Origin of the sequence: Oceanobacillus profundus, assembly GCF_003515705.1 — a bacterium.
GTDB lineage: Bacteria > Bacillota > Bacilli > Bacillales > Amphibacillaceae > Oceanobacillus > Oceanobacillus profundus.
In genome coordinates, this window is the sequence record NZ_QWEH01000007.1 from 58,147 (window position 1) to 82,378 (window position 24,232).

The following is a 24,232-nucleotide window of genomic DNA, read 5'->3' on the forward strand; positions in this document are numbered from 1 at the left end:
CTCTCCTTTATTCAGTTAATTGTAATTCTTCTTCTATATCTTCTTCCATGCTTGTAGCATCGATAAACTGTACATCTTTTGGTATACGGCCTTGAACAATATCATTGATATACTTAAATAATTCAGGTGACTCTTTCAATACTCTCTCTAAAGTATCCTTACCTTGCCATTTTAATTCTTTACCTTGTTCATCTAAGTAAGGAGATTTAGAATCTTCAGGATCTGCTCCTAAGAAGTAATAAGCTCCTTTTCGATGAATGATACCCATTTCAATAGCAACATTCATAATATCTTTTGATGTGTCAAATAAGGTGTCATAGTAATAATCAACTTCAGATTTTGTAAATGGTCTAGCTACTTTGTTTTTCTTAACAGAAAGAGTCATTGTTTGACCATAAACCATATCACCTTTTTTAATTTCTTTCTTTCTTACTTCTACTCGAATAGAAGCAAAGAATTTCAATGCACGGCCTCCTGGAGTCGTCTCCGGGTTTCCGTACATTACTCCAACCTTCTCACGAATCTGATTAATACAAATAATTAATACATCGTTTTTTAATGCTGGAGCAGTAATTTTTCGAAGTGCTTTAGATACCATTCGTGCTTGTAAACCCACTTGATTATCTTCATTACTTCCTTCAATCTCTTTTTTAGGAGTTAGAGCAGCAACTGAATCAATAACAACAAGTCCTACTTCACCGGAGTGAATCATTGCTTCGGTAGTATCAAAGGCTTGCTCCCCATAATCTGGCTGATTAATAAGCATTCCAGTTTCTTCTGAAACATCTACTCCTAAACGCTCAACATGGAGTGGATCTAAAGCGTGCTCTGCATCTATATAGCACACATTAGGTCTTTTGGAGAAAAGGTGATTAGGATCTTTAGCTAATTTTTGATATTGAGCAACAGTTTGTAGAGCAATTGTTGTTTTTCCGCTTGATTCTGGTCCATATAATTCTATAACTCTACCAAGTGGCCATCCACCAATTCCAAGCGCATAATCAAAACTAGGTATAGCAGTTGGAACTGGTTGGACTTTAACACTTTCTGTATCTTCAAACGAAAAGACTGTACCAGCCCCTAACTTTTTGTTCATCATATCTTTAAAGTTAGACAAAATTATTTCACTCCCTCATATGTAGCAATGAATTCATCGGAAGCATCTTTTGCTTGCTTAATGGTTTGCAAAAGCTTTCGAATTTCTTCTGATTGCTCTGGGTTTTGTTTTGCAATTTTTGTTAGTTCTGCTCCTCGTTGATTCAAATGTCTAGACGCATGCTGCATAGTTGTAACTAATACATGATCGGGAGCTTCTTCTTCATCTTTAGCAAAATCAAAACAAATGTCATACGTTTCTTTAAACATTTTTACTTTTGCGGTTTTTGATGGTACGCCCTTATCTAAATAGTAAGCATATATGCCTTTCAAAAAACGATGAAAGGCATATATTGGCTTAGCTGGTTTCCTACTCATCTGACAACAACTCTCCTTATTGTCCTACGAACTGTCCTTGAGGTGGTCCAAATTGTTGTCCTTGTGGTTGTTGAGGAGCTACACCTGGTCCACCGAAACCACCTTGTGGAGGTACAAACCCACCTTGTGGTTGCTGTCCTTGGAACTGCTGTGGATTTCCTTGATTTTGGAAATTGTTCTGCTGTGTCTGTTGTTGCTGTCCAGAACCAGAATTATTACCTTTATTTTGACCAGCACCAAGTCCCATTAATTCATTCACACGAATTGTTGGGTAATAGTCATAAATTGCTTTACCATTTGGATCTAACACATCTTGACCATTGTTTTGACGCTTTCTGCGTTTCAAATGAGGAATACCTTTCACAAAAACTTGACGACCAGACTTACAATAATCCATTAGGAAATCATGCGTAGACGATCTTCCACCTTGATTCACCCACACTTCAATATTCCAAAAATCTGTTGGAGCATCTTGTCCACGATGATTGTTTGCAATAGTTGCTTTTGCGACTTTTGCACCACTTGACATGACTTCTGATTTCGGGTCTTCTGTTAAACGAGCAATGATTGTGATTTCAGAAAAACTTGGTGAATTTGAACCTCCACCATTACCACCTGTATTTTGATTAGGGTTAAATTGACCTTGAGGTTGTTGAAACCCTCCTTGAGGTTGTTGGAAACCTCCTTGTGGCTGTTGAAATCCATTGTTATTAAATCCGTTATTCATAATTATTTCTCCTCTCAGTTTTTGAGTTTTTATTTTTTCTACTGAACTAGCCGACAGGCGTTATTAGTTTACATATTGCAAATAGTAATATATTGAATTTCCTTGAATTTTAATATCAAAGATTTTTACCTTTTCAAGACCTTTATTAGTCTTAACTTCAAGTTCTAAATCGACTTCTAAATCTTTATCTTTTGGATACATGAAATCTATTTCATATCCTTCAGGAAAAATAAGCACATTTCTCATTAAGATGCTTCTTTAATGTCCAATACTGCAGCATCAAAAGCAACAATAGAGTAATCTTTTTTATAGTCATCTTTAATTTTCCGAAGGAGAACATTCACATATCCATTAAAAGTAAGGTAGTTTCCAACTTCAATAAAATCAAAATTACTTTTCATCATAGGAGAAACAAAAATAAATATTGTTCCTACATGATCATCTAATTCTAAGATATAATGTGATGAAAGCAGCTTGATGTCATCTGTAATAGGAGGTATTATTGATAAAATTTTTCCTGCTACCACAACAGAATCAAGATGATTACACTCATTCTTAATTTGCTCTGAAAAATGAGTCGCATATTTTTCCAACTTCTCGAACAAAATTAATTCCCCCTATCACCCTTCATTTGACGATGAAGTTCTTCTAAAATCATAGATAAATCTTCTTGGTTTATAAACTTGTTTTGAAGTAATAAATTAAGCATTGCATTTGTTAACATATAAGAAGAAAAAATCATTTCATCTTTTGAAGGAAGTAATGAACCTTCTTCAAACATGGTAAGCTTTACTTTATTTTCCTCTTCGTTTTCATCTGGAAGCACTTCTTTTAAAAAATTAAGTTCTTGCTCATCTCTACCCAAGACAGACATCTCCTTTATAGTATCTTTAGTTGAACTTGATGCTTTCCACTTGTAATAGATGCCTGGTTAATATAAATATCAACCTTATGTCCTTGGATAGCAGACCCAGTATCATCAGCTCTTCGCTTTTCAGTGCTGCCATCTGGGTATTTAATCATTACCCATGAACCAAGTGGAATAACATCAGGATCTACGGCTATTGTCACTCCAGATTCTACCTTCTTTCCACTAGCAGTTACACCATATCCAATGTCTCCTGGATTTTTGCCAGTTGATTGATAGTTAGCATCATAATACGTTGCTGTAAAAGTTCTCCACTCTTCATCCTTACTAGTCTCATGGGATAACAGTTGTAGATTACTCTCTTTAGCAGATTTTACTTCTTGTTTTGCTTCTAAATCACTTTTCAACTTTTTAATATCCTGCTCCAAAGATTGACGCTCTTCTTTTAAACCATCAATCTTTTGTTGCCGCTCTTTCAATGTTGAATTTTTATCCTCAATCTCTTGTTCAGCTTCAAGTAATGAACGTTCAACATTTTTCTTTTTTTGCTCTAAATCATTCAGAGCTTCTTGGTAAGACTTGTTCATTTCTATGACATTTTCATGTTCCCTTTTTAGCTGTATATGAGCATTTATTAGAGAATAGAGGTGATATGAAGCGACACTAAGCGTAATCAGCGCAATTACAGTGACAATAATCGCTTTTCCTTGCAGTTTCTTCATAATAGAACTCCTTTTAATCTCCCCTGCATCTGACACTATGTTATCACTTTCCATAGGTTTATGCAATACATTACATAAAATAAAATGAAATACATTACACTCTTTTTGTTAACAGTAATCTACTATCTCCCAAATCATCTACAATTTCATCTGTCAGTACAGTTATTTTTTTAAATTCCTGGTCAAACGATGGTTTACTTTTATACCCTAAAGATAATAACCCTGTTTTAAAATAGTGATAATCTATAGGAGTTATATAAACTATCATAGGTAGAATACCTCCTTAAATTAACATAGCCTAATAAGGAATTAAAAACCCTATTAGGCTATGTATATATGTGTAGAAAACAATCTATTATAAAGTTTCAATCCTTTAATTTAAGATATACCATACCCCTGTAAGTGCAGAGTCAAATGGAACTACGAAATCTGTTGTTCTTAATTTTGTAGGATCAAATGTAAATGACCTATCTTCATAATCCAAAGCTATTTTCTTCCCTTTTAGGAAAGCATTATGTGCATCTTCGTAAGAAACCATAATATCAGTCTCTTTCTTTTTAAACACATCGTTCATTAAGTCTTCTGTCAATTTGATAGGGCTACCGTCAAGTGTCATATAATGAACTTTATCATCCACGACAACCTTTTTAAACTCGAATCCAGTGTTCTTTCCAATAAAAGTCTCATTAATAACAGGATGATTAACTACATCATAGATTGTATACAAATCTTCTTTCTTATCAACAGTCTCTTCTTCCATTAAATTAATACCGATTTGTGACAAAAAATTTATAATACGTTTTTCGTCTGCTAAAGAATTTTCTAATTGAAACATTTAAACACTCCTCTATTTTTATGGTAATGCATTTCATGTGGTATTATAACAGTTTCAAATAATAATGTCTATTCTTCATTAGACATAATATAACCTTCTGGTATTGTTACAGGCTCCATTCGATTAACTAATGCACTTCTTTGCATGCGAGCCATATCTATGATCCAAATTTTATTTCCATTTTTCATAACATCAACGCTTCTTTAGAGTAAGAGTCGGATCTTAACCATTGAATAGTGTTGAAATCAAGTTTTTCTGTTTTTGTTTTAGGTATTTTTAATGATGATTTATTTCTTGTATTTGAAGTTTCAATTTTTGGAAGCCAATAAGACATATTCTCTTTGTTATTCTTTGCTGCAGCATATTCATCTCTTTCCATTTTTTCAAAATCTACTTCTGTAGGAAATTTAAAATTAGGAATACTCATTATCCTTTTTTAGCTCCTTTTACAACAGGGACAACCTGCTTTTCTTTTTTATCAATTAACATTTCTGTTCGTTCCTTAGATAGCTCTGGAAAGTCCATTTCTAAATAAGAGCGTAAAGTTTCTAATGTCATATCGCTTTCAGGAACAGGTACTTGGTGTCCAGCATAATAAACAGTGTACTCTGTATCAACCTTATCTTCTGGCTTAGCTTTCTTTGCATTTGAAGATTTCTTCTTCTTAGGTTCCTCTTTTTTCTCTTCAGGAGCATCAAATAACGAAAACTGACCGTTTTCTTCTACGTTAACTGATTCCTCATTTGTTTCTGCAGCATTATCATCTTTCTTTTCATCTGAATCTATTTGCTCTAACTGTGTACCAAAAGTTACCTCTTGTTCTTTTTCATTTTCAAATTCTAATTGTGACATATAAATTCTCCTTTTTTATTGTATTGATTAATTTACTATTAATGAAGTGCTCCAGCCTGCAAATGTTTTACCTGTTTCTTTTAGCTTGCTATAATCAAATTTTGTATGTTGCGTTTCTTCTAAAATTTGACGTAATGGCTTATTGAACTTATTTGTACTGCCTTGATGATACAAATGATCATTAAATGGTTCCGATAACCAAGTCATCGGGTAGGTTTGCAATTGAACAAGGTCCTTTACTTCTTGATTATTGTAATAACATAGTGAACCATTCCCTTCAAAAACATTTGCATATGGAAAAATATATAAAAGTGATTCATCACGTAAGAAACGATCTTTATAGCAAAACACGTATTTATTAACAATACGATTATTTCTCACAAATAAAGCAAACACTAAATTTGGAACAGGTACTTGTTCAAAAGAATGATTATGATATCTAATATCCACATTCACTTCTGGATGGTTTAAGAAAACAATATCAGTTTCATCGCTAAGTTTTGAATATTTTACAGTATTCATAGGAAGAGATGGAGATACAACTACAGGAGTTGGCTTCTCAATAACTTCTATATCATCATCAGCCTTCATAGATTCAATAAGTTGCTGAACAAGATCTTGAACATTCATATAAATTTCATGCTTCGCACCTGCCTTTTCAATTATAACTTGAGCTGGCTTAAACTCATTTAGTATGATGGTTGCTTTGTTCAACTATACTCCCCTCCTTCAAATAAAACTCTTTAAGAAAATTTTGAGTATTAGATAGTAATGGAAAGAATGACATAGAATCTTCCAATAGGATTTCAATCCCATTACTTGTATATTTTGCTTCTCCTGTCATTGAAAAGTCAAAGGAAGAATGGATAGCATCTCTTAAATCCTCTAAAAATCCTTTTTGATCCTTTATACAATCTGATATAACAAAATTAAGAATGAATCCAATATCTATAACATCCTCCAATTCGTTAAACTCAATAATAGGATATCTTGTTATTATTTGATCTAGATAAAGTTTAAATGCATGATATGGTGAAGTACTATTGTAATTAAAGTATTCAATTGCATAATTATTTACATGCATCATCTTACTCATTTGAATGACTTGAACTCTTTCTAACATATCTAACCTAAACTCTTCTGATATCATATGAATGCAACACTCCTTTGGATTCCCTTCATCCTTGACAGTTCATTAATACATGTAATTATTTTTTCTTGTTGAAGAATTTCATGGTCATAATCTTCAGGCTCTAAAGTCATCTCCATTGAAGGCCAATAAGTTATAAAGTCAAAATACCACTCTAAATCTTCTTCTGAAAAATTAGACAAGAAATCCTCTGTTATCATCGAATTTCTAGAAATAATATCATCCATTGTTAATAACCGATCATAGATATGAACTCTTTCACTATCTAAGGAAGTTGTATTACATATTTTCTTACCAAAAGCAGATAAATTAAATTCTTGTTTCATGAAACCATGTCCTTTGTTAAATAAGTTGGTGAAACAATATTATTACGAGCATTAAAATTTGTGTAATGCGATACAATTTCATGGTCTGCAAGAATAGTATTTAAATAACCATTCATAATAAGAGCAGCCATCTCATTTGTTTGCATACGCTGAGGGTAATTAACTACTTGTTGACCGCAAGCTTCCATTGGAAGACGAGAATCTTTGTCAGTCAAAATGTTCTCATATACACCTCCGACAGGAGCAAGAATGGTTTTAGAACTCCTTCGATAGCCGCAGACTACTTGACCTGAATACCCACTTTCTTTGGATGCTTCTGGATCTACAGAGTCAATACCACTATCTAAATAAATTATCGTATTAGATGATTCGAAATACTTATGCATAATCTGCCTACTTGCATTATTATCGACACAACCGATTAAAATTTGAATAGGAGAACCGAATGAATATTCAATATTAAAAAGTTCATGTAAGTTATCAGGTGAGTTAATATATTCATCTTTATAAAAAATTGGAATCTGATATGCATTACTGTATCTCTCAGCTAATACTTTTGCTTTTGGCTGGTCTAAATCTTGGCTAATAAATGGCTGTCTTTGTAGATTTTTTGGCTCGACGATATCTCCATCAATAATTTTATAGGAGAACTCAAGGTTCTTATCCTTTTCTGAAAGAGCATATAGTAATTTAGATAAACGTTGAACCAAATAACCACCATTTCCACCAGCACCTACTTGAACAATATTGAAAAAATTTCGTGAGTAGTTAGAAGATAAGTCTATTGTTGGGTAATACATTTCAGGCTCCTTTCACAACATTAAATAGTCATTTTATATTTACGATAATATTTATAGATATCATGATTTTCTTCAATTACTCTAAAATTATTTAATTTCATTGAAGACTCATCTTCAATGCATTCTTTTTCATCATCGTAAGCCCGCTCAATAATTGTGTTTATCGAAAATGATATTTCTTTCATTTCAAGATTCTCCTTCTAAAATATCATCTATTTGCAAATCTAATTCATGTATTGTGCCTTTAGAGATTCGTCCTCGATACTTATCATGGTCATATAAATCTTTTTGTAATTGTTTTAATCCTTTCAGATAACGACTATTCTTTAATAGTAAAGTTATATATTGATGATTTGTATAATTACGGCCTTCAGGAGCATGTGATTTAAATACTCCTTCTAGCTTATCTACTTGTTCTGATAGTTCATCTTTCTGCTGTAACACTTCCATGATTTCCATCACATTGTTTTGAATCTTTCTTGCCATTTCTTCTAAATGCTGACTCATTTCATAGCCTCCAATAATTTACTTGCTTTACGTCCACCATCAAGTTTGATAGATGATGGTAAAAAACCCTCCAGGTAGTTACGTCCATCAGCATAAAACTGCAAGACTAAATTATAGAGCTGAATATCTTCAAGAGCTTGATTATGGTGTTCTGATAAAACTTCAAATCTTTCTTTCAACTTTATTTTTTCATCTACCTGTTTATATAGCCATACTAGTTCAAGTGAAGTAACTTCTGATAAATGTTTTTCTCTTATTCCTGTCAATACTTCCTCCTCAGTCATTTAACCCCTCCAATGCTAAGTTAATTTGTTTAATAAGTGCCCAATGCTGTATGCTGTATCCATCTTTTTTATGTTCAATTGCTTCTTTTCGTATGTTTTCCAAGGCCCGCTTGTAGTTCTGATTTTCATCCCGCAAATCATTAATCATGTCGGCTAATTTTCCCATCTTTGTTAAATCTTTTAGCCTTAAATTCTCTAACTCTTTCACACGTTCTGCTTGTTGAATTACATATTCTGCCTTTTCGATATCGGAATCTTCCATACCCCACTCTTCTCTAATAGCATCTATCATACTTAAGACTACAAGTTTTGCTTCTTCCAAGTGTTCACTCATTCTAATTCTCCTTTCAAGAGGTTGATTAGTTAGTCAACCTCTATTTTTAGCTTTCTCTTTTCGCTTTAGCATTTTATTTAATGCTAATTTAGTAAAGTCTTGTGATGATGGCTTCATTCTTCCACCTTCCAATATAGACGATGCTAGTGAAGCTTTTCTTTCCAATGTTTGAATCAAATCCTCTTCATATGTTTCTCCCATCACATAATACATAATTGTGATATTCGGATTCGGATTCCCTGTACGGTCAATTCGCCCATTACGTTGTTCAATCATTGTTGGATCCCAAGGCATATCAATATGAATTAAGTATGCTGCCACCTGCAAGTTCAAACCAGTAGAAGCAGAATCAGTACCAACAAAGACTTTACAATATGGATTATTAACAAATTGCTCTTTAGCATATTCCTTATCCCGCTCAGATATTTCACCTGAATACATGACGCTATTAGGAATCTGATTATAAATAAGACGAACCATTCTTTCGAATCTAGAAAAGATAACAACTTTAGCATTTGGCTCATCATGTTCCAGTTGCTTAAAGAAATCAATTAATTGTTCTAATTTTGGAGACTTTTTCATCTCATTATCAGTTAGGCTCAATTCACTTATCATATTATGAGCTAACGATGATTCCGACATTTTAAATAGCTCTGGGGAATCTGTATTAGTTAATAAGAAACTCGTATAACCTTGTATCAGACCATCATAATACTCTTGCAATTGTTCACCATACATAAGCTGTCCATTAATAACTTTCCCATTAGGTGGTGAGCTACGAGACTGATCTTTTATTTCTTCAATCTTATCCAATAAGTAGGATTCTATTTTCTCCTGTGTAGCGGTAGTCTCCAGGAAGATATGGTCATGTTTCACTTTTGGCAGCTGTTGTTGAATTTCTGGCATCTCTTTAGTTCTTCGAATAAAGTGAGGAGCAATACGATAGTATAATTCTCCTTCATTTTGATAGCCGTTTATTCCAAAGCGTGGATGATATTTACAGTATCTTTCTCTAAAATACTCCCATGGACCTAATATGTCTTCATTTATGAAATGGTATAAGCTCCAAATTTCCTCTGCTTTTGATTGTATTGGTGTAGCCGTAGCAATTATCCTATATGGAATATTAGTTAACTTATAAGCTCCTTCAGCATTTTGTGATGGGTTAAGATTCAACATTTTATCGGTTACACCAGTTTTTATTTTTTGAGCTTCATCTAAAGCAACAATATCAAAATTCATAGAATGAATTAGCTTTAAATACTTTTGATTACGTAGCATTTCATAATTGATAATTAAAAAGCGACAACTTTTATCCTTCTTAAATTGCTTCATTTGCTTTTCTCGCTGTGAAGGTATTCCGTAAACAGGTATAGCTGACTCACCCATAAACTTAGTGACCTCTTTAGCCCATTGTCGCTTAATGCTACTTAGTGTAACGATTAGTGCTTGTTTAGCTTTACCTTGATTAAATAATATTTGACAAGATCCAAGGACTTGATTCGTTTTACCTAACCCTACGCCATCAAATATAGCAGCATTTCCTCGATCTGCTAAGAAGTGAGCACCCACTTTTTGATACCCATACGGCTGTAAAAGCCAATTTTTAAAATCATGCTCATCTTTCCACTTTAGATGCTTTGTTACTAACTCTTGTTTAACAGGTAAATCTTTTACTATTTCTTCTAACGGCTGCATCCAAACAATTTGATTACCAAATTCATGAAGTAGGTCTTCAATTGTCTCTTGAGGAAACATCCACTCACCAGTACTTGCCTTAAATGATCTTTGTCTAATATTACGTATTTTTTCTAATGTATATTCAAATGTTTCCATATTATCAAGAATACGGACATATATGTTCCCATATTGTTTTCGAACTTGAATCAAAAAAGATTCACCTCCAAACATAACTAAAACTATTATAACAGAACTTTTGAGAAAGCAAATAAAAATAGGAGATATTTAGAGGAAAAAGTTTATTAGAGGCTATATAATGCGCTACAATCATCATGTAACGCATTATATAGTTTATTATCCTAAAATACATTACCTGTTGGGACCATATTTTGTGTAAAAGCATTAGGAGCTGTATTTGATTGTACATTATTAAATGCATTAACAGGCTGCTGCATATTAAAAGGAGAATTGGAAGGTATTTGATTATTCCAATTCGAGCCTGATTCATTTGACGTAAACAATTCATTAGATTTCTCAAGGACAATCTCAATGATTGCTTTTTCATATACAGATGCAAGTAATTGACGCTCATTTGATGTCTCTTGAAGATATACAATATCCGTTGTCACTTCATCAATTTGAACAAGTCCCTGCTGATTAACTTGACCAGCGGCTTTAATTGTAGAGATGCCATCATTTTTATAGATTGGAACATAACGTTTTTTCTTAGGTAACATTTGAGCGTTATATCGATCAACAAATACATCTGCTTGTTGGTTATAAGCAGAATCATAACCTACAAGATAAGGTTGATTTGTCTCATTTGAAATTGTAATAAAGAAATTAATTGATAATAAATGAAGAGGTGAAGCATCATCTGTTATCGTTAACTTAATGTTTACTCCATTCTTCCTCTCTAAAGCAGTAAACCACAACTTTTCATTAGGCTGATAAGTAGCAAAGTTTGTATCATATCGCTGTTCAACATTAACTCCTTGTTTAAATTGTGAGTATACCTGTTGCACCAGTGTATATAGATTATTAAATTGAGGAATACGAACTTCTGAGAAGTGACCAAAGTAATCCATTGCTCTACCATTAAATTTAGATTTATCAATTTTATAAAGAAGCTCCCATCCAGAAGTAATACTAGTTGAGTTATCTCTAACAACTACTGGATACTTCCCATATTGAGGTGTATTGTGAACTTCTACATTTATATTTTTAGATACCATTTCTTTAATTTGATTTAAAATAGCTGACATGTATATCATCTCCAATTATTTGTTTTTTATTATGTTGATTCTTCTATTGATTGTAATGCGTTACTTATACAAGTTTAAAAGTATCCTTTTTCTCTAAAGGAAGCATACTTTTCACCAGCAATTACAATGTGATCTATAAGCTCTATACCTACAACTTCCCCTGCCTTTTGCATTCTTTGTGTTGATTTAATGTCTTCAGGTGAAATTGTTGGACTCTGGCTTGGATGATTATGTCCAATAATTATACTAGCTGATGACATTCTTAAAGCTTCTTTATACACCTCTCTGGGATGAACAAGACATGCATTTAAAGAACCCTTGAAGATTGTTTTCTCACCAATGACTTTATGTTTAGTATCTAGAAATAAAACAACAAAATGTTCTTGTTTATAATGTTTAATATAATGAAAGTAATCTACAGCATCTGGAATATTTAAAATAAATTGATTTGATTGCTTTTCACGTTTAACTAGTCGCTTTCCTAATTCAATAGATGAAAGAATCCTAGATGCAAGTGCTTCCCCCACTCCATTGATAGAAATCAAGTCATGATAAGATAATTCCAACATACCAATTTTTTCATCTAACTGAATCAATGTAGATACGATATCATCTGTCATAGATTTTTTAGGAAGCTGGCCAATTATCAAAGTAAGTAGCTCCCTATTCGTTAAATGTTCAAATTCATAACCTTTACTCATATAGTGTGCTTTTGCTTCTTTCACAAATATTGACATGTAATCACTTCCTTGGATTTAATAGATAGTATCTTTATCAATGATTTCTCCAACACGATTCTTCTCAATATAGTAAATACGATTTCTTTGTAATGCATTAGGTTTACTCATTATGCTTCCTAAATATCTATCTGCTTCCTTAGAGCAGTCAAATCCTTCAAATGTTTTCTTACCTTCATTTTCTGATAGAATTTCAATCGTATGAACGATAGTTGAACCAAACTTTTCTTTTTCTGTATAGGCTAAATCGAAAGCATTATCTAAATCCCAACGCTTTCTCCAACCGCCAAATTCAACATGAAAACCTGGGAACTCACGATTTGAATTGTCAAGAGTATCAATCATTTTGATAGCTTCATCATAGCTTAAATCACCAAGATCTAATTGAACAGTTGTTTTACATTTTGAACATACTGTAGTAGCCATACGCACTTTATTTTCAACTTGAGACATATTATCTCCTCCTAAATTTATTTCTAATTATATCTTCTAAAGCATGTAAAATTAACAAGAAAGGGAGAAATATCAATTCTCCACTTAGACAAATCAAAATAAATAAAAATCCATATATCATACAATCATATTTGATAATACATCTAGTCTTCCCTCAATTGAATCAAGTTCTGACTCAATTAATAATATTTGTGACATGAGAAGTGTAGCTGCTTGATGATTATGATTAGATAAAGCAAGTTCAACGTCCTCATCAAGTTTTTCTATCAATTCAAGTAAATAGTTTTTGTTGGTTTTTAATCCATTGTTTTCTAATTTTGAAGCTAAATGTTGGTGTGATTTAATTTTTATCATATAAACACCTTCCTATATTTAAATTTAATTATTGAATTAAAAAAGAACTACTTTTAGTAGCTCTGTAAGAAGAAATCATTACTATAAAAAAAAGGAGTTGCGAGCTCCATTGTAGGCTCATGTAATTAAGCCTACTAGCAGACCGTAACTACATCGATAATATTGGATACATAATTATACCTATTATGATACCTGTTCCAATTAATCCCAATGTAATATCTAAAAGAGATAAATCATTCCAAGGATGCTTATTGTTTTCACTCATACTGTTACACCTCTAATGTGATTTCTTTACCAGTGGTATTAAATAAGTTTCTCCTGCATAAACAACACTGCTAGATAAATTATTTTCATCTATTGTAATTTGAGCCAAGTCTAAAACATTATAAGGACCATTATAATCTTTATTTACTTTAGAAATAGCGGTTACAATAGTGTCCCCCTCTTTCATCTGATAAGAAATAAAGTCTACATCATAGTCACTTGGCATAGCTTGTCTAATTGCAATGAAAATTAAAATGACAACAATGAATGCTATTAAATAAATTTGAACATCAGTAGTCCAATAATCAGCTAAACGTTTTCTTCGCCTTTTTAACGCACCTGAAGCTTCCATTAATATTCCTCCTATTTAGCTATGATATAGCTACTTCATATAATTCCTTTTTGGCTTTCATGACATACTCACTAGACTTATGAATCGTATACAATTGATTCTCTTGATTCGGGTATGGCTTTTCATAATGCACTTTATAACTAATTGTTTTCTCTTGAAGTAATTGAAATACTTCTTGCCATAGATCTGCATGCTTTAAAAAACCACCATCCTTTCTCCTCCACTCTTTTTTCTCCCAGATAAACATGTTTTTATTTAATCCAGCAGATACATTTGGAATGTTTGTGTGAATATGAATGATAGAGCGATTTTTAATATTACGTAGGCCCTCAACGATAGCTTTAAGAGTCATACGAGTAACAGTTGTGTCTATTGCATAGCCACCTATGTTCTTTTTATATGGAGTTCCACTTATGACAGAGTAAAGCATAGTTGCATATCCACCATTACCATCTTTATCAGCAGTTCCTGTCACATACATATCAATGCGTAGTTGATCAAATTCTTTCTTGCTCATACAGCAGTCCCCTCTCTTGTAGTCTTTCGTACATAATGATTAAAATAATGTTCTAAAATTGGTTTTAAGATAATCGGATTATTAACTATAGATATGAATTTCTTTCTGGTAGTCTGTAAATCTCCCTTATAAATGTAAAAAGAATAAGACTTATAACGAATCAGTATTGCAAATTGGTTTCTATGTGATTTGATATGATAATTAACTTTTGATAAATCGATCATTATTGGTTCCTCCTTCTTTCCTCTAACTGCCGATAGGCAAAAATTATCTACTTATATAGCCTATAAGCTATGTAAAATGATATATTTCGAGTTATTCAATAGCTAAACAATAGAGTATATCAAAGTTCGCTTTATGAACTATCATATATATCGAGTTCCATCATAGCTTATGAGATATGAAATCTTACATATAGCGAGTGTTCTCATAGTTGGTGTATTGTTTTAGACATTGACACATGACATAAGTCGAGTTCACTCATAGGAATTGATATGTGACTTATGAGATGAAACGAGTTAATAAATAGCTTAGTATGTACGACCATTTACACAGCTGCTTACGAGCTATTAAGGAGAGCGAGCTTTTCATATGGCTTTAAATATGGTTTAATATAGCTATATGAAAGGATGTGAGGGTCATGGAAGTAGAATTTGTTACATTGGGGAATGCTTCAAAAATAATTGATACACCAGCTCCAACATTACGTGGTTGGGCAGACAAGCTAGAAGAGCTGCAAGTTCATTATTTAGAGCGGAATCATAGAGACGAACGAATCTTCTATGAAAGTGACATCAAGATATTTAGATACATGGCTGAACAAAAAAGCAAATATAATAGAAAGACAACAACAACAGATATAGCCTATGTGATTGCTGAAAATGATAAATTTGAGTTGCGTCAAAAAGGTAGTGTTCCAGCAGTGCCAAAACATAAAGCTCAATTGTCAGAAATAGACTTAGAGCATTTAGTGCAACAAAGAGATTTTCAAGAATTCATAGGTGGCATCATTCAACGTGCAACAGACGGTCTCTCGGAAGAGATAAGCGAAAAAGTATCTAATAATATGAGAGTCGAGTTAAATAACAAGCTCGATGATATTGAAGAAAGACGAATTAAAAGGATGGATCAATACCTAGCAGAGCAGCGTGAAACACAAAAGATGATAGAAGAATACTTGAAACTTCCTGCATACAAAAAGATATTTAGTAAGAATCCGATGAAGAACACAAAAAAGTAGTAGTGCTAATCAAAGCTCTGCTACTTTTTTGTTATTTTGTTACAAAATATATTGTCTATAAATATATTGATATTTAATCACGAAACAACAAAATATTTTCTAACTCTTATAAAGGAAGATGTTTTTCTTATACTTATGAGAATAATACTCCAGTATTTCATGGCTTCGCTTCAACTCATAAGGGGTTAATTTCTGACCTATGAGGTAGGGGAAGCCGATCTTAATTCCTGGTGATACTTTTTTTACATCATCAGGAAGAGTGAGTAAAATATCAAACATTTTATCTAAAGATGAAGGGAAAGCACTGTAATCTAGATGACGACCTCTGCCATAAGAGTATTGACCATATAGATTGAATATAATAATAGGCTTGTCAGACTCATAGGCAAAAGATAACTCACCTAATTTTTCTTCAGGTGAGTAGGGGAGTTGGCTATCCATTGATTGAGCCATTGGATATTTGTCGTTAATTTCACTAGCTATACCATAATCCATATCTGAAAAACAATTCATAACATGAGCTATGACCGTACAATCACTTGTTAGCAAATTAGTGTTCACAGTATATAGCATAACTAATTCACCACTCGTATAACTATCCAGCCCTTTGGCTTATTCAATAATGAACCGGTATATACAATAGATTCAACAAAACCACTTTTTGGGCAGGTTCTCTCAATCAGATATTTTTTAAAATACATAAAATCACTCCTTATAGATATTCTTCACATACAGGACAAGAAATCTCTTCTTTTTCAAATATTACTACACGTTCATTTGAACAAACAGAGCAATCCATAAAAAACATCTCCTCATAATTTAAATATCTATTTTAGATTCCAAAAAATCTTGTATGTGATAGGGTGATAGCTCACCATCATAAGTCACTACACAAGGACATTCTTTACGAAAGAAAAAGATATCAGTTGTAAGTCTTTCAATTTGAGGATTCTTAGTTGCATAATACAACTCACTTTCAGCTATGATATGAAAGTCATAGCTTTTTAATAGTGAGGTATGTATTGGTTCATTGTTAGTTGGTTCTTCATTATAAAATGATATTAATGTTTTCGTATTTAGCTCACCCATATATTCTATATTATGAGATTGAGAGCGAGCTATATATAGGCTGTGATTCTCACGTTTATAAATTCCGATATCAACCATATCGAATCGGAAAGTTACTTTCTCTTCCTCTAAAAGATGCTGCCAGATAGGGGAGGAGATTATAGAGCCAATGTATATGTCATTATTATTCATATTTTATCAATCCATACTAATTAGTAATTTCCTCATTGTTTGGCTTAAAAAATTCAACACAATCAACTTTAACAATTTTCAAGTCGCTTCTATGTGCTTTAAACTTTTTACCATTTACAGATTTAAAGGTAAAATTATTGTGCTTATTATTATAGAACATATCTTTATCGAAATGGGGATCAATGTTTTTAAGATACGCTTTAAAAACCATACGTTTACTTCTGTATGTCCATATACTAAGAGTTACAACAACATCTTTTGATTTAGATATTTCTCTTAAAAGCTGTTTATAATTATAAAACTGCATGTTTATTTCCTTTCTCAACAGAATGAACAATATAGTTATCTTCATTGATTTCTAGACAATTGAGTTGACCACTATATGCACAGCCACCATCAATTCCGATACGTTTTCCAACAAAAAAAGGTTCATGAGAGTCATGAAAATTGATACACGGTGTATGGCCGTGTACAATTGTGAAATCATGAGGATGTTCTTTTTTATAAAAATCCTCTCTAATCCAAATCATTTCTTCAGCTGGAGTAAGAATCCAATCAGATAGAGATGGATCAATACCTGCATGAACAAATAAATAGTTATCTAATTTATGGAAAAGAGGAAGGTGATAAAAGAATCTAACATGCTCACTAAAATTATTGTTAATAAACTTCCTTGCTTCATGTAAAGATTCAAAAGTCACTCCTTCAGTAAACCATTCATACCCAACATAGCTTTCAATTGTAGAAAGTCCACCATTTGATAAAAACAGTTGATCATTAACACCACTATTTGTAAGTAAAAAATCCAAAAACATTTGATCGTGGTTACCACGTAATGCAATAGCTCCATCATCTACTAGATTCATAATTAAATCAATAACTTGCTTTGACTTCTGACCACGATCAACATAATCACCAACTAAAATTAATTGATGTTTATAAGAATTATAATTCACCTTATGCAGTATCTCCTTAAGCTGGTCATAACATCCATGTATATCACTTATTGCTAATATAGTCTTTTTCATATAAATCCTCATTTCTTAGGGTTCTAAAATATCTGTCAAAGAAAGTCCAGTATTGTCAATAATCTCTTTATCAAGAGCTTCAAAATACGTGTGTAAACTGCCTTCTAAATTAATATCTAAATAGCAAGCAGCCATTATTACACTGGTTAAAAGACTAGATAATTCAGGACCTAAATCAGCAGTATTTCTTTTCAAAAGCTTTGTTGATAACTTACCTAAATCAGATGTGATTTTCAATATTTGACCAGATGCAAGTTTAAATCTTTTACTATCACTAGTTTCAGATAGCGGTCCATCAAAATGGTCATTCAATGCTATTAACGCTTGCTGTATATTTTCAATTTGCATATTTAATTTTTCTCCTTTATTTATATAGTATTTATGTTATGTGTTTAACGACAGTTATTATTACCAATCATAGTAGGGGAGGTATTCAGCAATTTCTACATCTCTATCAAAAATAATCCATTCTGCTTCCATAACTAGACATGTAGATATAACATAAGCAAGACTATAGGGAAGAGACATTAAATCTATTTCATCTGTTATAGGAATAAACCAGCCATACTCTGATTTTGGATAAATGATTAAGTCTCCAGGGCCAAAACCTGTAGAGACCCATTGTTCTATTTGTTGAGCCACATCTTCTTTAAGATGAGAAGTAGATAGCTCAACAGCTTTAAATGTTCTTGGTGATTTAATCATTATAAACAACCTCCTTGATATCGTTAATCTTACAGATTTCTTTAATGATACGTGTTTGTTTATCTTCATCCATATCATAATCCAAATCATAAGTATCAAGAGTATCAAAATCTTCTTGCTCATTATCACTGTGGAGATAGACTTGAAAATACCCTTCATCACTAGACTCCTGAAGTGATACGTGATAAATATCCGTAACTTCTTCTAACATTTCCTCAATCTTTTCTCTTACATCTGCTTGATGTCCTGATAGAATCATTTCACCCTTTACATATAGCTCATAATCTTTTTCGCCCCACTTATAGTAGTCTGGCTTATTTTGCTTACCTGATTTATCTAGCAATTCCATAGTAATATAGGGGACATCTTCATCATTGTGCACTGTTCTATAAAACGTTTTAAACTTTTCTTCTATATTTTTATCTTCTAAAGCCTTGTGTTTCACATGTTTAAGGAAGTCGTAATACATAAACTCACTGACAGACACTTCCTTTCCTTCAAGTAAGCTTTCTATATATCCATCAAATCGTTCTTGGCTCACAATAAAACCCCCAATTATTATTTACTTCACAGCATTAGCCGACAGGCGGTTTAGATTTAATCATTTCCTTTCTGAGTTTCAAAACCTTTGATCTGCCACCATCCGTAGGATTCCTTGTCTGCTTCCTCATCATAATGTGCCAGTTGCCCAGAGCTATAACCTTTATTAATCATATGCTTGATGTAGTCTTCATCAATTTCAGATAGATTCTTGTTCTCATCCATTTCAAACCAGTATTCGATTTCATGAAATAGAAGCATAGCCTTCATAATTGTACTCTCCTTTACTATTGATACTGTTCAATAGTTCATTTCTTATGTGCTCCTTTTCAATTGCTAACATAAATGGATATCACCAAGAACTTTTAGTTTATTGTAATCACGTTTATTACTTTTTGCTTTTATAATATATATATATATATAATGGCAACTACTATTATAATCTTTATCTTCAACCTTTTTTATGATTTCAGTCTGAATACTTTTTGCATTATATTCCAAGTAGTCAATTACTTCGTTATCATCTTCTCCCCAGGTTTTAATCCTAAAGGATTTATTAAATAGCATGATTTTCTCCTTTTTTAGAAGACAACACTAAGGGAAGGGGATTACCTGAAGCGTCAGTCTTAGATAAGACTTCAATCATTGCATGTTCATAAAATAAAGTTTTATCTATGTTGTTATGCTTTGAGATAACATCATATGAATACTGACGGATTTCATCGTCCGAGAGCTCAGTCATATTAGAATGATAGAGAGTATACGTAAGAGTTAACTCGTCTTCTAAGATAAAGCTAACTTTATATTCTTGTTCAGACAATACTGGAGCGGCCAGTTTAGTTTCTATAGAACGCAATTCATTAGTAAATCCATACATGACGGCTAACTGCTGAATCTCTTGACTACCAATAAAAGAAGCCAATAATTTATTGTTGATAGATTTATTCATTTTCATTCTCCTTTTCTCGATAAAATTATAGATTTTAAATTAAAATGTTATTTTCAATAATCAAAATACCTAAAAAACCAGATACAGTTGAGACTACTTTCATACTCCCTTTCTCTACTATTATATGCCCCTTATTTGCACCAAATAGAAAATCGTTAGGTGATTCATACTGTAGCTCTAAGTTATCAATATGAAACTGGTTACTTAATGCTCTCTTTATTTTATCTAACATTCTCTTCTCTCTCCTTTTTGGATAAAATTATAGTTTTAACCTGTTTTTAAATAGGATTGCAAATGATTCTTTGAAGCTCTCTGCTAAGTTTTCATCAAAGAATCGAACACCTTCAATAAAATCATAAACTTGATTTTCAAATGTTCTTGCTTTGTCTTGATTATTTGGTTTAATAGCCCATTCCCAGTAACCAACATATTGTTTAAACTCTTTTTCGATCTCTTGATTTGATAAAATTCGCTCTCTTTCATAATCCAATACTTTTGCATCTGTTTCTGAATTTTTAACTCCAAATGCTTTACGGATGATGCTAATTTGTATCATTACACGTTGACTTTGTTCTCTGGTGTACAATGGTTGGGTATCTAATTCAATAACTTTTTTCATTAATTCTTTATTATTCATTTGTTATTCCTCCAAACAATTAATGTACGTGCCTTTCTAGATATAATTTCATAGCATCAAAAAACAATTCAGTAAGAATATATCTCTGATCTACATCTGTTGGTTCAATAATATTATTATCTATAAAAAACTTAAGTGAATTAACATATGCCTTTTCTTCACTTTCAGGAGAAATAATAGCAACTTTAGAACGTTCATCTTCAATCTTAACTTCTTCAATCAATTGCCATGCAAGTGTAGCGATAGTAATAGCTTCATGTTTTTTATTCATATCGATAGTCAATGTAATTACTCCTTTATATTTTATTCGAACTATGCACTAACTTTTTTTAAAACATTCTTCACGATATAATTGCCCATCTATCAATAACCAACCTTCTTTATACTGTTGTGCCTTGTACATTTCGCCTAGTATAAAGTCGTAATTGTTATGCCATTTAACATAAATAACATCCATCGTCTAACACCTCACTGGTTCGGATTTTATTCGGACTATGCAGTAACTTTTAATTGTTCGTTTGCTAATTTAATGCCTAATAGATAAGCCACGAAACACATTGGCAACTTCTTTCCGAATTCGGATAAGATTGAAAAATCTTCGCCATCGAAATAATAAAATGAGTTGTCCATATAATAATTAAAAAGCTCTCTTTCCAATTCTTTTGGTGTACATACGGATTCTATAGTGCCTTTCAGAAATTTATATATTTCTTTAGCTTCTTTAAGCGACTTATCTTCTGCATCATAAGTATTTTCTTCATACCAATCTTTCAAATCGTTTTTGGCTTTCCGTTCATCAAAATACCAGCGTTCTCTTGAATGGCATGATAGTTTTCCTAGCAAATATCCTAGATCTATATTGTTAAAACTTTGCGGAGTAGCTATCCATGTCAAATTGAAAATTGCATCACCAATATCTCCTGAAACATATAATCTTGAACCGCAGAAAATATATCTTACTGAATAAATAGATGTTCCTGGCTCTCTCCAATCTAAGATAGTTATACCGTCATACTCAGTTATTTTTGCTTCATGATTATTGAACCATTTATCCTTTATTTCCTGTTCCATTTCTTCAATTTCTCTCATTTTTACCACCCTTTCAATGCTTTGTATTTTCTATCAAATTCGAATTAGTTATTCTCATAAAACATTATAAGCTTCGATGGTTCTTGTTCCACTGGTTGAAGTTTCACTTTCGTATAATCAACCTTATATAATTCATCAGTGTCTACTTCAAATCGACCCATCTTTTTTACAACAAAAGCCAAGAAGTGTTGGGCCTGAGCTTTCTGCCTTTCTAATTCTCTTATTTGTTTCTCAGTTTCCTTTAACCTGTCGATAACATCTTGAAACATAACAATCCTCCTATACAAATAAATTAAGTTCCTCTATCTTTTCAAACAGATTAGTATATAAAGTAGAGTTCTTTGGAATCTTAGTAAACTCTGTTCTGTTATCATCAAGCTGTTTCATCTTAAAGAAGTCTGATGATAACAGAAAACCAAACAATTCCTCATCGTTATGTCCAAGAATGGAAGACACATCATGTAGCTCTTCAAAGTTATGTAATAAGCAATACAAGTAATCACGATAATATAGATCATTTTGAAGAACAAACTTATCTGTCTTAAGAAGACTATCCTCTAAACTTTCAAGGACAGATTTATCTATCCAATGAATAGGGTCATGCAAGTAACTTAGATCTCCATCTTCATCAAAAGGAATTATATCTAAAACATCGTCTTTAGCATTGCTCATATCAAACACTCCTCCAAATAGTTAATCATACGTAAATATATTTCCGGTCACGCAATAGCTCTTCAGTAATTTCACCAGAAGGAATAGCTTTCTTAGCTAACTCTAATAACTCAGAGTCCTTACCTTGAATGACAATACGAACTCCTTTTTTAGAATTATATACATTTACTTGAACGGTATCGATTGTATCAAATCCTTCAAGAATACATTGAACACCATATGAAATAGGCTTTCTTTCACAAACAACAGCATTAATGCCAGAAGCCCAACTACCAACAAATCCATTAACTAATGCATTAAACAATTCGTCTTTATTCAATAGAAAAACCTCCAATATAATATATCTACCATGAAATCCACATAGCAACTACGTCACCATTTTCAAGTCCTAATATTTCAGACATTGCCTTGAAATACATTTCAATTTCATCTAACTCAACATTTTCTCGATGATCCCAATCTATATGCATTCGTATGTACATATCATTATGAACACGATACCTTGAGAGGATGTACTTCTTCCAGAAATCATCCTTACTCATATACCCATTAGCCTCCATATGATACATAACTTTGAATAAATCAAAGACACGATTATCTTTAATCTCTAAGACATCAGTATTACATTTAGGGCAAAACAACTCATAGTGCATCTCGAGAACATAACCACAATTCTTACATTCTCCGTAGTGCATAGTAAAAACCTTCTTTCTCTAATTATGGAATATTCAGACACTTACACTCCTCCTAAAAGAAAAAGATATACCTCTTACTAATAGGGGAGAGACATACATACTTAACCTATAAAGAAACAATACTCACAACAACCATGTGCTTGAAAGAAATCTGACTCTGTATTATCACAAGAGCAATCATCATTCTTCTTTGATTCATCTACAATATCATTAGACTGCATTATGCAACCTCCTCACATAAGTCATCTACATAATGCCATATCTCACCAACAAATTGGTCAACTAAATCTCCATCAGCTTCAACAAATACACTCATTGAAGTCTTATTAGAGTAACCAAACTCTTTTACAAGTTTACGTAAGAAATCTTCTAGGCTACTATGATCATGAAAACTAATCATTCTATTGCTAACAACTAAAGTATACTCATGCATAAATTAACCTCCAATATAATATAATGCTTACAATCATTTATTATTAAGTGAATAAGAAGACATTAACTCCTCTTGTTTACAAGCACAACCACCAAAGGGGTCTTCCAGTGTACGGCATTTCAAACAGCAAGAACTATCCTGCATTTCATCAATAATATAATCAGATTGCATCAACATAAACAACACTCCTATTATAATAATACTTCTACACAATTAGCCGACAGGCAATTATTCAATACTATACAATTCATTAAAATAAACATACCATTCATCTAGCTTAGATAATATGCGTTTATTAATTAACGTATAACGCTTATGAGAACTTTCAAGAAGCAGGTCTTCATAGTAATAGATTACCTCATGATAGTTATATAAATCTTCGATGTTATTATCCATTACCATACACTCCTGCTGTTTAAAGAATATTCAGACATCTATACAAGCCACCCCAATTTTAAAAGAGTGGTTAATAATACATATCAGA

Annotated in this window: 47 protein-coding genes; 1 reads left to right on the plus strand and 46 read right to left on the minus strand. The window is 32.2% G+C overall.

Annotation, left to right across the window (positions count from 1 at the left end; translation table 11 throughout):
* Positions 1-7: 7 nt before the first annotated feature.
* The 26 genes from recA to D1B32_RS11895 form a co-directional block, all read right to left on the minus strand.
* Positions 8-1,117 (minus strand): recombinase RecA, encoded by a 1,110-nt coding sequence (gene recA / locus D1B32_RS11780; RefSeq protein ID WP_118889472.1) that lies wholly within the window; start codon positions 1,115-1,117, stop codon positions 8-10.
* A gap of 2 nt (positions 1,118-1,119) precedes the next feature.
* Positions 1,120-1,473 carry a hypothetical protein gene (locus tag D1B32_RS11785; protein ID WP_118889473.1) on the minus strand — a complete coding sequence of 118 codons (354 nt, stop codon included), beginning with the start codon at positions 1,471-1,473 and terminating at the stop codon, positions 1,120-1,122.
* Between the two features lie 16 nt (positions 1,474-1,489).
* Positions 1,490-2,200, minus strand: coding sequence for a single-stranded DNA-binding protein (locus D1B32_RS11790; RefSeq protein ID WP_118889474.1), 711 nt, complete (start codon positions 2,198-2,200; stop codon positions 1,490-1,492).
* 63 nt (positions 2,201-2,263) lie between these two features.
* Positions 2,264-2,446, minus strand: coding sequence for a hypothetical protein (locus D1B32_RS11795; RefSeq protein ID WP_118889475.1), 183 nt, complete (start codon positions 2,444-2,446; stop codon positions 2,264-2,266).
* Positions 2,446-2,805 carry a hypothetical protein gene (locus D1B32_RS11800; protein ID WP_118889476.1) on the minus strand — a complete coding sequence of 120 codons (360 nt, stop codon included), beginning with the start codon at positions 2,803-2,805 and terminating at the stop codon, positions 2,446-2,448. Before D1B32_RS11800 ends, D1B32_RS11795 begins: the two co-directional genes overlap by 1 nt.
* 2 nt (positions 2,806-2,807) lie before the next feature.
* Positions 2,808-3,065 (minus strand): hypothetical protein, encoded by a 258-nt coding sequence (locus tag D1B32_RS11805; RefSeq protein WP_118889477.1) that lies wholly within the window; start codon positions 3,063-3,065, stop codon positions 2,808-2,810.
* 14 nt (positions 3,066-3,079) lie between these two features.
* On the minus strand, positions 3,080-3,790 hold the full coding sequence (locus D1B32_RS11810) for a 3D domain-containing protein (RefSeq protein WP_240033781.1): 711 nt from the start codon (positions 3,788-3,790) through the stop codon (positions 3,080-3,082).
* Between the two features lie 94 nt (positions 3,791-3,884).
* A complete protein-coding gene (locus D1B32_RS23780) occupies positions 3,885-4,058 on the minus strand; it encodes a hypothetical protein (protein WP_158586255.1) in 174 nt (57 codons plus the stop codon).
* A 105-nt stretch (positions 4,059-4,163) separates the two neighbouring features.
* Complete coding sequence (locus tag D1B32_RS11815; RefSeq protein WP_118889478.1) at positions 4,164-4,625, minus strand: hypothetical protein; 462 nt, start codon at positions 4,623-4,625, stop codon at positions 4,164-4,166.
* Between the two features lie 184 nt (positions 4,626-4,809).
* A complete protein-coding gene (locus tag D1B32_RS11820) occupies positions 4,810-5,052 on the minus strand; it encodes a hypothetical protein (protein WP_118889479.1) in 243 nt (80 codons plus the stop codon).
* Positions 5,052-5,477, minus strand: a complete 426-nt coding sequence (locus D1B32_RS11825; protein ID WP_118889480.1) for a hypothetical protein — start codon at positions 5,475-5,477, stop codon at positions 5,052-5,054. The genes D1B32_RS11820 and D1B32_RS11825 overlap by 1 nt, the downstream gene beginning before the upstream one ends.
* Positions 5,478-5,504: 27 nt before the next feature.
* Positions 5,505-6,191, minus strand: a complete 687-nt coding sequence (locus D1B32_RS11830) for a hypothetical protein (protein WP_118889481.1) — start codon at positions 6,189-6,191, stop codon at positions 5,505-5,507.
* Complete coding sequence (locus D1B32_RS11835; RefSeq protein ID WP_118889482.1) at positions 6,163-6,627, minus strand: hypothetical protein; 465 nt, start codon at positions 6,625-6,627, stop codon at positions 6,163-6,165. Before D1B32_RS11835 ends, D1B32_RS11830 begins: the two co-directional genes overlap by 29 nt.
* Positions 6,624-6,953, minus strand: coding sequence for a hypothetical protein (locus D1B32_RS11840; protein WP_118889483.1), 330 nt, complete (start codon positions 6,951-6,953; stop codon positions 6,624-6,626). The genes D1B32_RS11835 and D1B32_RS11840 overlap by 4 nt, the downstream gene beginning before the upstream one ends.
* Positions 6,950-7,753, minus strand: a complete 804-nt coding sequence (locus tag D1B32_RS11845; RefSeq protein WP_118889484.1) for a ThiF family adenylyltransferase — start codon at positions 7,751-7,753, stop codon at positions 6,950-6,952. Before D1B32_RS11845 ends, D1B32_RS11840 begins: the two co-directional genes overlap by 4 nt.
* Before the next feature lie 20 nt (positions 7,754-7,773).
* The gene (locus D1B32_RS23785) at positions 7,774-7,938 is read right to left on the minus strand and encodes a hypothetical protein (RefSeq protein ID WP_158586256.1); all 165 of its coding nucleotides are present in this window, start codon (positions 7,936-7,938) and stop codon (positions 7,774-7,776) included.
* 1 nt (position 7,939) lies between these two features.
* Entirely contained in the window at positions 7,940-8,260 is a 321-nt protein-coding gene (locus D1B32_RS11850; RefSeq protein WP_118889485.1) for a hypothetical protein, read from the minus strand.
* Complete coding sequence (locus tag D1B32_RS11855) at positions 8,257-8,544, minus strand: hypothetical protein (RefSeq protein ID WP_118889486.1); 288 nt, start codon at positions 8,542-8,544, stop codon at positions 8,257-8,259. Before D1B32_RS11855 ends, D1B32_RS11850 begins: the two co-directional genes overlap by 4 nt.
* Positions 8,537-8,878: a hypothetical protein gene (locus D1B32_RS11860; RefSeq protein WP_118889487.1), complete on the minus strand. Its 342-nt coding sequence runs from the start codon at positions 8,876-8,878 to the stop codon at positions 8,537-8,539. Before D1B32_RS11860 ends, D1B32_RS11855 begins: the two co-directional genes overlap by 8 nt.
* Before the next feature lie 33 nt (positions 8,879-8,911).
* Positions 8,912-10,768, minus strand: a complete 1,857-nt coding sequence (locus tag D1B32_RS11865) for a DEAD/DEAH box helicase (RefSeq protein WP_118889488.1) — start codon at positions 10,766-10,768, stop codon at positions 8,912-8,914.
* 149 nt (positions 10,769-10,917) lie between these two features.
* Complete coding sequence (locus tag D1B32_RS11870; protein WP_118889489.1) at positions 10,918-11,823, minus strand: hypothetical protein; 906 nt, start codon at positions 11,821-11,823, stop codon at positions 10,918-10,920.
* Between the two features lie 74 nt (positions 11,824-11,897).
* A complete protein-coding gene (gene radC / locus D1B32_RS11875; protein ID WP_118889490.1) occupies positions 11,898-12,560 on the minus strand; it encodes a RadC family protein in 663 nt (220 codons plus the stop codon).
* Positions 12,561-12,578: 18 nt separating this feature from the next.
* Complete coding sequence (locus tag D1B32_RS11880; protein WP_118889491.1) at positions 12,579-13,013, minus strand: hypothetical protein; 435 nt, start codon at positions 13,011-13,013, stop codon at positions 12,579-12,581.
* A 117-nt stretch (positions 13,014-13,130) separates the two neighbouring features.
* Complete coding sequence (locus D1B32_RS11885) at positions 13,131-13,367, minus strand: hypothetical protein (protein WP_118889492.1); 237 nt, start codon at positions 13,365-13,367, stop codon at positions 13,131-13,133.
* Positions 13,368-13,644: 277 nt separating this feature from the next.
* Positions 13,645-13,983: a hypothetical protein gene (locus D1B32_RS11890; RefSeq protein WP_118889493.1), complete on the minus strand. Its 339-nt coding sequence runs from the start codon at positions 13,981-13,983 to the stop codon at positions 13,645-13,647.
* Positions 13,984-14,002: 19 nt separating this feature from the next.
* Positions 14,003-14,500, minus strand: a complete 498-nt coding sequence (locus D1B32_RS11895; protein ID WP_118889494.1) for an RNase H family protein — start codon at positions 14,498-14,500, stop codon at positions 14,003-14,005.
* Positions 14,501-15,140: 640 nt separating this feature from the next.
* On the opposite strand from D1B32_RS11895, the gene D1B32_RS11905 reads away from it, so the two are divergent.
* On the plus strand, positions 15,141-15,740 hold the full coding sequence (locus tag D1B32_RS11905; protein ID WP_118889496.1) for a hypothetical protein: 600 nt from the start codon (positions 15,141-15,143) through the stop codon (positions 15,738-15,740).
* Between the two features lie 99 nt (positions 15,741-15,839).
* Here D1B32_RS11905 and D1B32_RS11910 read toward each other — a convergent pair whose 3' ends face one another.
* The 20 genes from D1B32_RS11910 to D1B32_RS23790 form a co-directional block, all read right to left on the minus strand.
* On the minus strand, positions 15,840-16,313 hold the full coding sequence (locus tag D1B32_RS11910) for a macro domain-containing protein (RefSeq protein WP_118889497.1): 474 nt from the start codon (positions 16,311-16,313) through the stop codon (positions 15,840-15,842).
* A 246-nt stretch (positions 16,314-16,559) separates the two neighbouring features.
* Positions 16,560-17,000 (minus strand): hypothetical protein, encoded by a 441-nt coding sequence (locus D1B32_RS11915; RefSeq protein ID WP_118889498.1) that lies wholly within the window; start codon positions 16,998-17,000, stop codon positions 16,560-16,562.
* 16 nt (positions 17,001-17,016) lie between these two features.
* The gene (locus D1B32_RS11920) at positions 17,017-17,307 is read right to left on the minus strand and encodes a hypothetical protein (protein ID WP_118889499.1); all 291 of its coding nucleotides are present in this window, start codon (positions 17,305-17,307) and stop codon (positions 17,017-17,019) included.
* Positions 17,294-18,040: a metallophosphoesterase family protein gene (locus tag D1B32_RS11925; RefSeq protein WP_118889500.1), complete on the minus strand. Its 747-nt coding sequence runs from the start codon at positions 18,038-18,040 to the stop codon at positions 17,294-17,296. The genes D1B32_RS11920 and D1B32_RS11925 overlap by 14 nt, the downstream gene beginning before the upstream one ends.
* Before the next feature lie 3 nt (positions 18,041-18,043).
* A complete protein-coding gene (locus D1B32_RS11930; protein WP_118889501.1) occupies positions 18,044-18,376 on the minus strand; it encodes a hypothetical protein in 333 nt (110 codons plus the stop codon).
* 60 nt (positions 18,377-18,436) lie between these two features.
* Complete coding sequence (locus D1B32_RS11935; protein WP_118889502.1) at positions 18,437-18,733, minus strand: DUF5983 family protein; 297 nt, start codon at positions 18,731-18,733, stop codon at positions 18,437-18,439.
* A complete protein-coding gene (locus D1B32_RS11940; RefSeq protein ID WP_118889503.1) occupies positions 18,726-19,274 on the minus strand; it encodes a hypothetical protein in 549 nt (182 codons plus the stop codon). The genes D1B32_RS11935 and D1B32_RS11940 overlap by 8 nt, the downstream gene beginning before the upstream one ends.
* A 56-nt stretch (positions 19,275-19,330) precedes the next feature.
* The gene (locus D1B32_RS11945) at positions 19,331-19,543 is read right to left on the minus strand and encodes a hypothetical protein (RefSeq protein ID WP_118889504.1); all 213 of its coding nucleotides are present in this window, start codon (positions 19,541-19,543) and stop codon (positions 19,331-19,333) included.
* Between the two features lie 66 nt (positions 19,544-19,609).
* Entirely contained in the window at positions 19,610-19,840 is a 231-nt protein-coding gene (locus tag D1B32_RS11950) for a hypothetical protein (protein ID WP_118889505.1), read from the minus strand.
* Positions 19,830-20,222, minus strand: a complete 393-nt coding sequence (locus tag D1B32_RS11955) for a hypothetical protein (protein WP_118889506.1) — start codon at positions 20,220-20,222, stop codon at positions 19,830-19,832. Before D1B32_RS11955 ends, D1B32_RS11950 begins: the two co-directional genes overlap by 11 nt.
* 34 nt (positions 20,223-20,256) lie before the next feature.
* Positions 20,257-20,454 (minus strand): hypothetical protein, encoded by a 198-nt coding sequence (locus D1B32_RS11960; protein ID WP_118889507.1) that lies wholly within the window; start codon positions 20,452-20,454, stop codon positions 20,257-20,259.
* A 27-nt stretch (positions 20,455-20,481) separates the two neighbouring features.
* Positions 20,482-20,859: a hypothetical protein gene (locus D1B32_RS11965; protein WP_118889508.1), complete on the minus strand. Its 378-nt coding sequence runs from the start codon at positions 20,857-20,859 to the stop codon at positions 20,482-20,484.
* 19 nt (positions 20,860-20,878) lie between these two features.
* Positions 20,879-21,142, minus strand: a complete 264-nt coding sequence (locus D1B32_RS11970; protein WP_118889509.1) for a hypothetical protein — start codon at positions 21,140-21,142, stop codon at positions 20,879-20,881.
* A 209-nt stretch (positions 21,143-21,351) separates the two neighbouring features.
* Positions 21,352-21,948 carry a hypothetical protein gene (locus D1B32_RS11975; RefSeq protein WP_118889510.1) on the minus strand — a complete coding sequence of 199 codons (597 nt, stop codon included), beginning with the start codon at positions 21,946-21,948 and terminating at the stop codon, positions 21,352-21,354.
* Positions 21,949-21,992: 44 nt separating this feature from the next.
* Positions 21,993-22,217, minus strand: coding sequence for a hypothetical protein (locus D1B32_RS11980; RefSeq protein WP_118889511.1), 225 nt, complete (start codon positions 22,215-22,217; stop codon positions 21,993-21,995).
* Positions 22,218-22,227: 10 nt separating this feature from the next.
* A complete protein-coding gene (locus D1B32_RS11985) occupies positions 22,228-22,620 on the minus strand; it encodes a hypothetical protein (protein WP_118889512.1) in 393 nt (130 codons plus the stop codon).
* 25 nt (positions 22,621-22,645) lie between these two features.
* Positions 22,646-22,939: a hypothetical protein gene (locus D1B32_RS11990; RefSeq protein WP_118889513.1), complete on the minus strand. Its 294-nt coding sequence runs from the start codon at positions 22,937-22,939 to the stop codon at positions 22,646-22,648.
* Between the two features lie 25 nt (positions 22,940-22,964).
* Positions 22,965-23,162 (minus strand): hypothetical protein, encoded by a 198-nt coding sequence (locus tag D1B32_RS23585; protein ID WP_147379905.1) that lies wholly within the window; start codon positions 23,160-23,162, stop codon positions 22,965-22,967.
* A gap of 373 nt (positions 23,163-23,535) precedes the next feature.
* Positions 23,536-23,748: a hypothetical protein gene (locus D1B32_RS12000; RefSeq protein ID WP_118889515.1), complete on the minus strand. Its 213-nt coding sequence runs from the start codon at positions 23,746-23,748 to the stop codon at positions 23,536-23,538.
* Between the two features lie 228 nt (positions 23,749-23,976).
* Positions 23,977-24,144 (minus strand): hypothetical protein, encoded by a 168-nt coding sequence (locus D1B32_RS23790; protein WP_158586258.1) that lies wholly within the window; start codon positions 24,142-24,144, stop codon positions 23,977-23,979.
* Between the last annotated feature and the right edge of the window lie 88 nt (positions 24,145-24,232).

What these genes read in the sequence shown, in the direction of transcription:
- D1B32_RS11785 (WP_118889473.1), bottom strand. Translation starts at nt 1,473, where the DNA reads ATGAGTAGGAAACCAGCTAAGCCAATATATGCCTTTCATCGTTTTTTG.
- D1B32_RS11790 (WP_118889474.1), bottom strand. Translation starts at nt 2,200, where the DNA reads ATGAATAACGGATTTAATAACAATGGATTTCAACAGCCACAAGGAGGT.
- D1B32_RS11795 (WP_118889475.1), bottom strand. Translation starts at nt 2,446, where the DNA reads ATGAGAAATGTGCTTATTTTTCCTGAAGGATATGAAATAGATTTCATG.
- D1B32_RS11810 (WP_240033781.1), bottom strand. Translation starts at nt 3,790, where the DNA reads ATGAAGAAACTGCAAGGAAAAGCGATTATTGTCACTGTAATTGCGCTG.
- D1B32_RS23780 (WP_158586255.1), bottom strand. Translation starts at nt 4,058, where the DNA reads ATGATAGTTTATATAACTCCTATAGATTATCACTATTTTAAAACAGGG.
- D1B32_RS11815 (WP_118889478.1), bottom strand. Translation starts at nt 4,625, where the DNA reads ATGTTTCAATTAGAAAATTCTTTAGCAGACGAAAAACGTATTATAAAT.
- D1B32_RS11820 (WP_118889479.1), bottom strand. Translation starts at nt 5,052, where the DNA reads ATGAGTATTCCTAATTTTAAATTTCCTACAGAAGTAGATTTTGAAAAA.
- D1B32_RS11825 (WP_118889480.1), bottom strand. Translation starts at nt 5,477, where the DNA reads ATGTCACAATTAGAATTTGAAAATGAAAAAGAACAAGAGGTAACTTTT.
- D1B32_RS11835 (WP_118889482.1), bottom strand. Translation starts at nt 6,627, where the DNA reads ATGATATCAGAAGAGTTTAGGTTAGATATGTTAGAAAGAGTTCAAGTC.
- D1B32_RS11840 (WP_118889483.1), bottom strand. Translation starts at nt 6,953, where the DNA reads ATGAAACAAGAATTTAATTTATCTGCTTTTGGTAAGAAAATATGTAAT.
- D1B32_RS11845 (WP_118889484.1), bottom strand. Translation starts at nt 7,753, where the DNA reads ATGTATTACCCAACAATAGACTTATCTTCTAACTACTCACGAAATTTT.
- D1B32_RS23785 (WP_158586256.1), bottom strand. Translation starts at nt 7,938, where the DNA reads ATGAAAGAAATATCATTTTCGATAAACACAATTATTGAGCGGGCTTAC.
- D1B32_RS11850 (WP_118889485.1), bottom strand. Translation starts at nt 8,260, where the DNA reads ATGAGTCAGCATTTAGAAGAAATGGCAAGAAAGATTCAAAACAATGTG.
- D1B32_RS11855 (WP_118889486.1), bottom strand. Translation starts at nt 8,544, where the DNA reads ATGACTGAGGAGGAAGTATTGACAGGAATAAGAGAAAAACATTTATCA.
- D1B32_RS11860 (WP_118889487.1), bottom strand. Translation starts at nt 8,878, where the DNA reads ATGAGTGAACACTTGGAAGAAGCAAAACTTGTAGTCTTAAGTATGATA.
- D1B32_RS11870 (WP_118889489.1), bottom strand. Translation starts at nt 11,823, where the DNA reads ATGTCAGCTATTTTAAATCAAATTAAAGAAATGGTATCTAAAAATATA.
- radC (WP_118889490.1), bottom strand. Translation starts at nt 12,560, where the DNA reads ATGTCAATATTTGTGAAAGAAGCAAAAGCACACTATATGAGTAAAGGT.
- D1B32_RS11880 (WP_118889491.1), bottom strand. Translation starts at nt 13,013, where the DNA reads ATGTCTCAAGTTGAAAATAAAGTGCGTATGGCTACTACAGTATGTTCA.
- D1B32_RS11885 (WP_118889492.1), bottom strand. Translation starts at nt 13,367, where the DNA reads ATGATAAAAATTAAATCACACCAACATTTAGCTTCAAAATTAGAAAAC.
- D1B32_RS11890 (WP_118889493.1), bottom strand. Translation starts at nt 13,983, where the DNA reads ATGGAAGCTTCAGGTGCGTTAAAAAGGCGAAGAAAACGTTTAGCTGAT.
- D1B32_RS11895 (WP_118889494.1), bottom strand. Translation starts at nt 14,500, where the DNA reads ATGAGCAAGAAAGAATTTGATCAACTACGCATTGATATGTATGTGACA.
- D1B32_RS11905 (WP_118889496.1), top strand. Translation starts at nt 15,141, where the DNA reads ATGGAAGTAGAATTTGTTACATTGGGGAATGCTTCAAAAATAATTGAT.
- D1B32_RS11910 (WP_118889497.1), bottom strand. Translation starts at nt 16,313, where the DNA reads ATGCTATATACTGTGAACACTAATTTGCTAACAAGTGATTGTACGGTC.
- D1B32_RS11915 (WP_118889498.1), bottom strand. Translation starts at nt 17,000, where the DNA reads ATGAATAATAATGACATATACATTGGCTCTATAATCTCCTCCCCTATC.
- D1B32_RS11920 (WP_118889499.1), bottom strand. Translation starts at nt 17,307, where the DNA reads ATGCAGTTTTATAATTATAAACAGCTTTTAAGAGAAATATCTAAATCA.
- D1B32_RS11925 (WP_118889500.1), bottom strand. Translation starts at nt 18,040, where the DNA reads ATGAGGATTTATATGAAAAAGACTATATTAGCAATAAGTGATATACAT.
- D1B32_RS11930 (WP_118889501.1), bottom strand. Translation starts at nt 18,376, where the DNA reads ATGCAAATTGAAAATATACAGCAAGCGTTAATAGCATTGAATGACCAT.
- D1B32_RS11935 (WP_118889502.1), bottom strand. Translation starts at nt 18,733, where the DNA reads ATGATTAAATCACCAAGAACATTTAAAGCTGTTGAGCTATCTACTTCT.
- D1B32_RS11945 (WP_118889504.1), bottom strand. Translation starts at nt 19,543, where the DNA reads ATGAAGGCTATGCTTCTATTTCATGAAATCGAATACTGGTTTGAAATG.
- D1B32_RS11950 (WP_118889505.1), bottom strand. Translation starts at nt 19,840, where the DNA reads ATGCTATTTAATAAATCCTTTAGGATTAAAACCTGGGGAGAAGATGAT.
- D1B32_RS11955 (WP_118889506.1), bottom strand. Translation starts at nt 20,222, where the DNA reads ATGAATAAATCTATCAACAATAAATTATTGGCTTCTTTTATTGGTAGT.
- D1B32_RS11960 (WP_118889507.1), bottom strand. Translation starts at nt 20,454, where the DNA reads ATGTTAGATAAAATAAAGAGAGCATTAAGTAACCAGTTTCATATTGAT.
- D1B32_RS11965 (WP_118889508.1), bottom strand. Translation starts at nt 20,859, where the DNA reads ATGAATAATAAAGAATTAATGAAAAAAGTTATTGAATTAGATACCCAA.
- D1B32_RS11975 (WP_118889510.1), bottom strand. Translation starts at nt 21,948, where the DNA reads ATGAGAGAAATTGAAGAAATGGAACAGGAAATAAAGGATAAATGGTTC.
- D1B32_RS11980 (WP_118889511.1), bottom strand. Translation starts at nt 22,217, where the DNA reads ATGTTTCAAGATGTTATCGACAGGTTAAAGGAAACTGAGAAACAAATA.
- D1B32_RS11985 (WP_118889512.1), bottom strand. Translation starts at nt 22,620, where the DNA reads ATGAGCAATGCTAAAGACGATGTTTTAGATATAATTCCTTTTGATGAA.
- D1B32_RS23585 (WP_147379905.1), bottom strand. Translation starts at nt 23,162, where the DNA reads ATGAGTAAGGATGATTTCTGGAAGAAGTACATCCTCTCAAGGTATCGT.
- D1B32_RS12000 (WP_118889515.1), bottom strand. Translation starts at nt 23,748, where the DNA reads ATGCATGAGTATACTTTAGTTGTTAGCAATAGAATGATTAGTTTTCAT.
- D1B32_RS23790 (WP_158586258.1), bottom strand. Translation starts at nt 24,144, where the DNA reads ATGGATAATAACATCGAAGATTTATATAACTATCATGAGGTAATCTAT.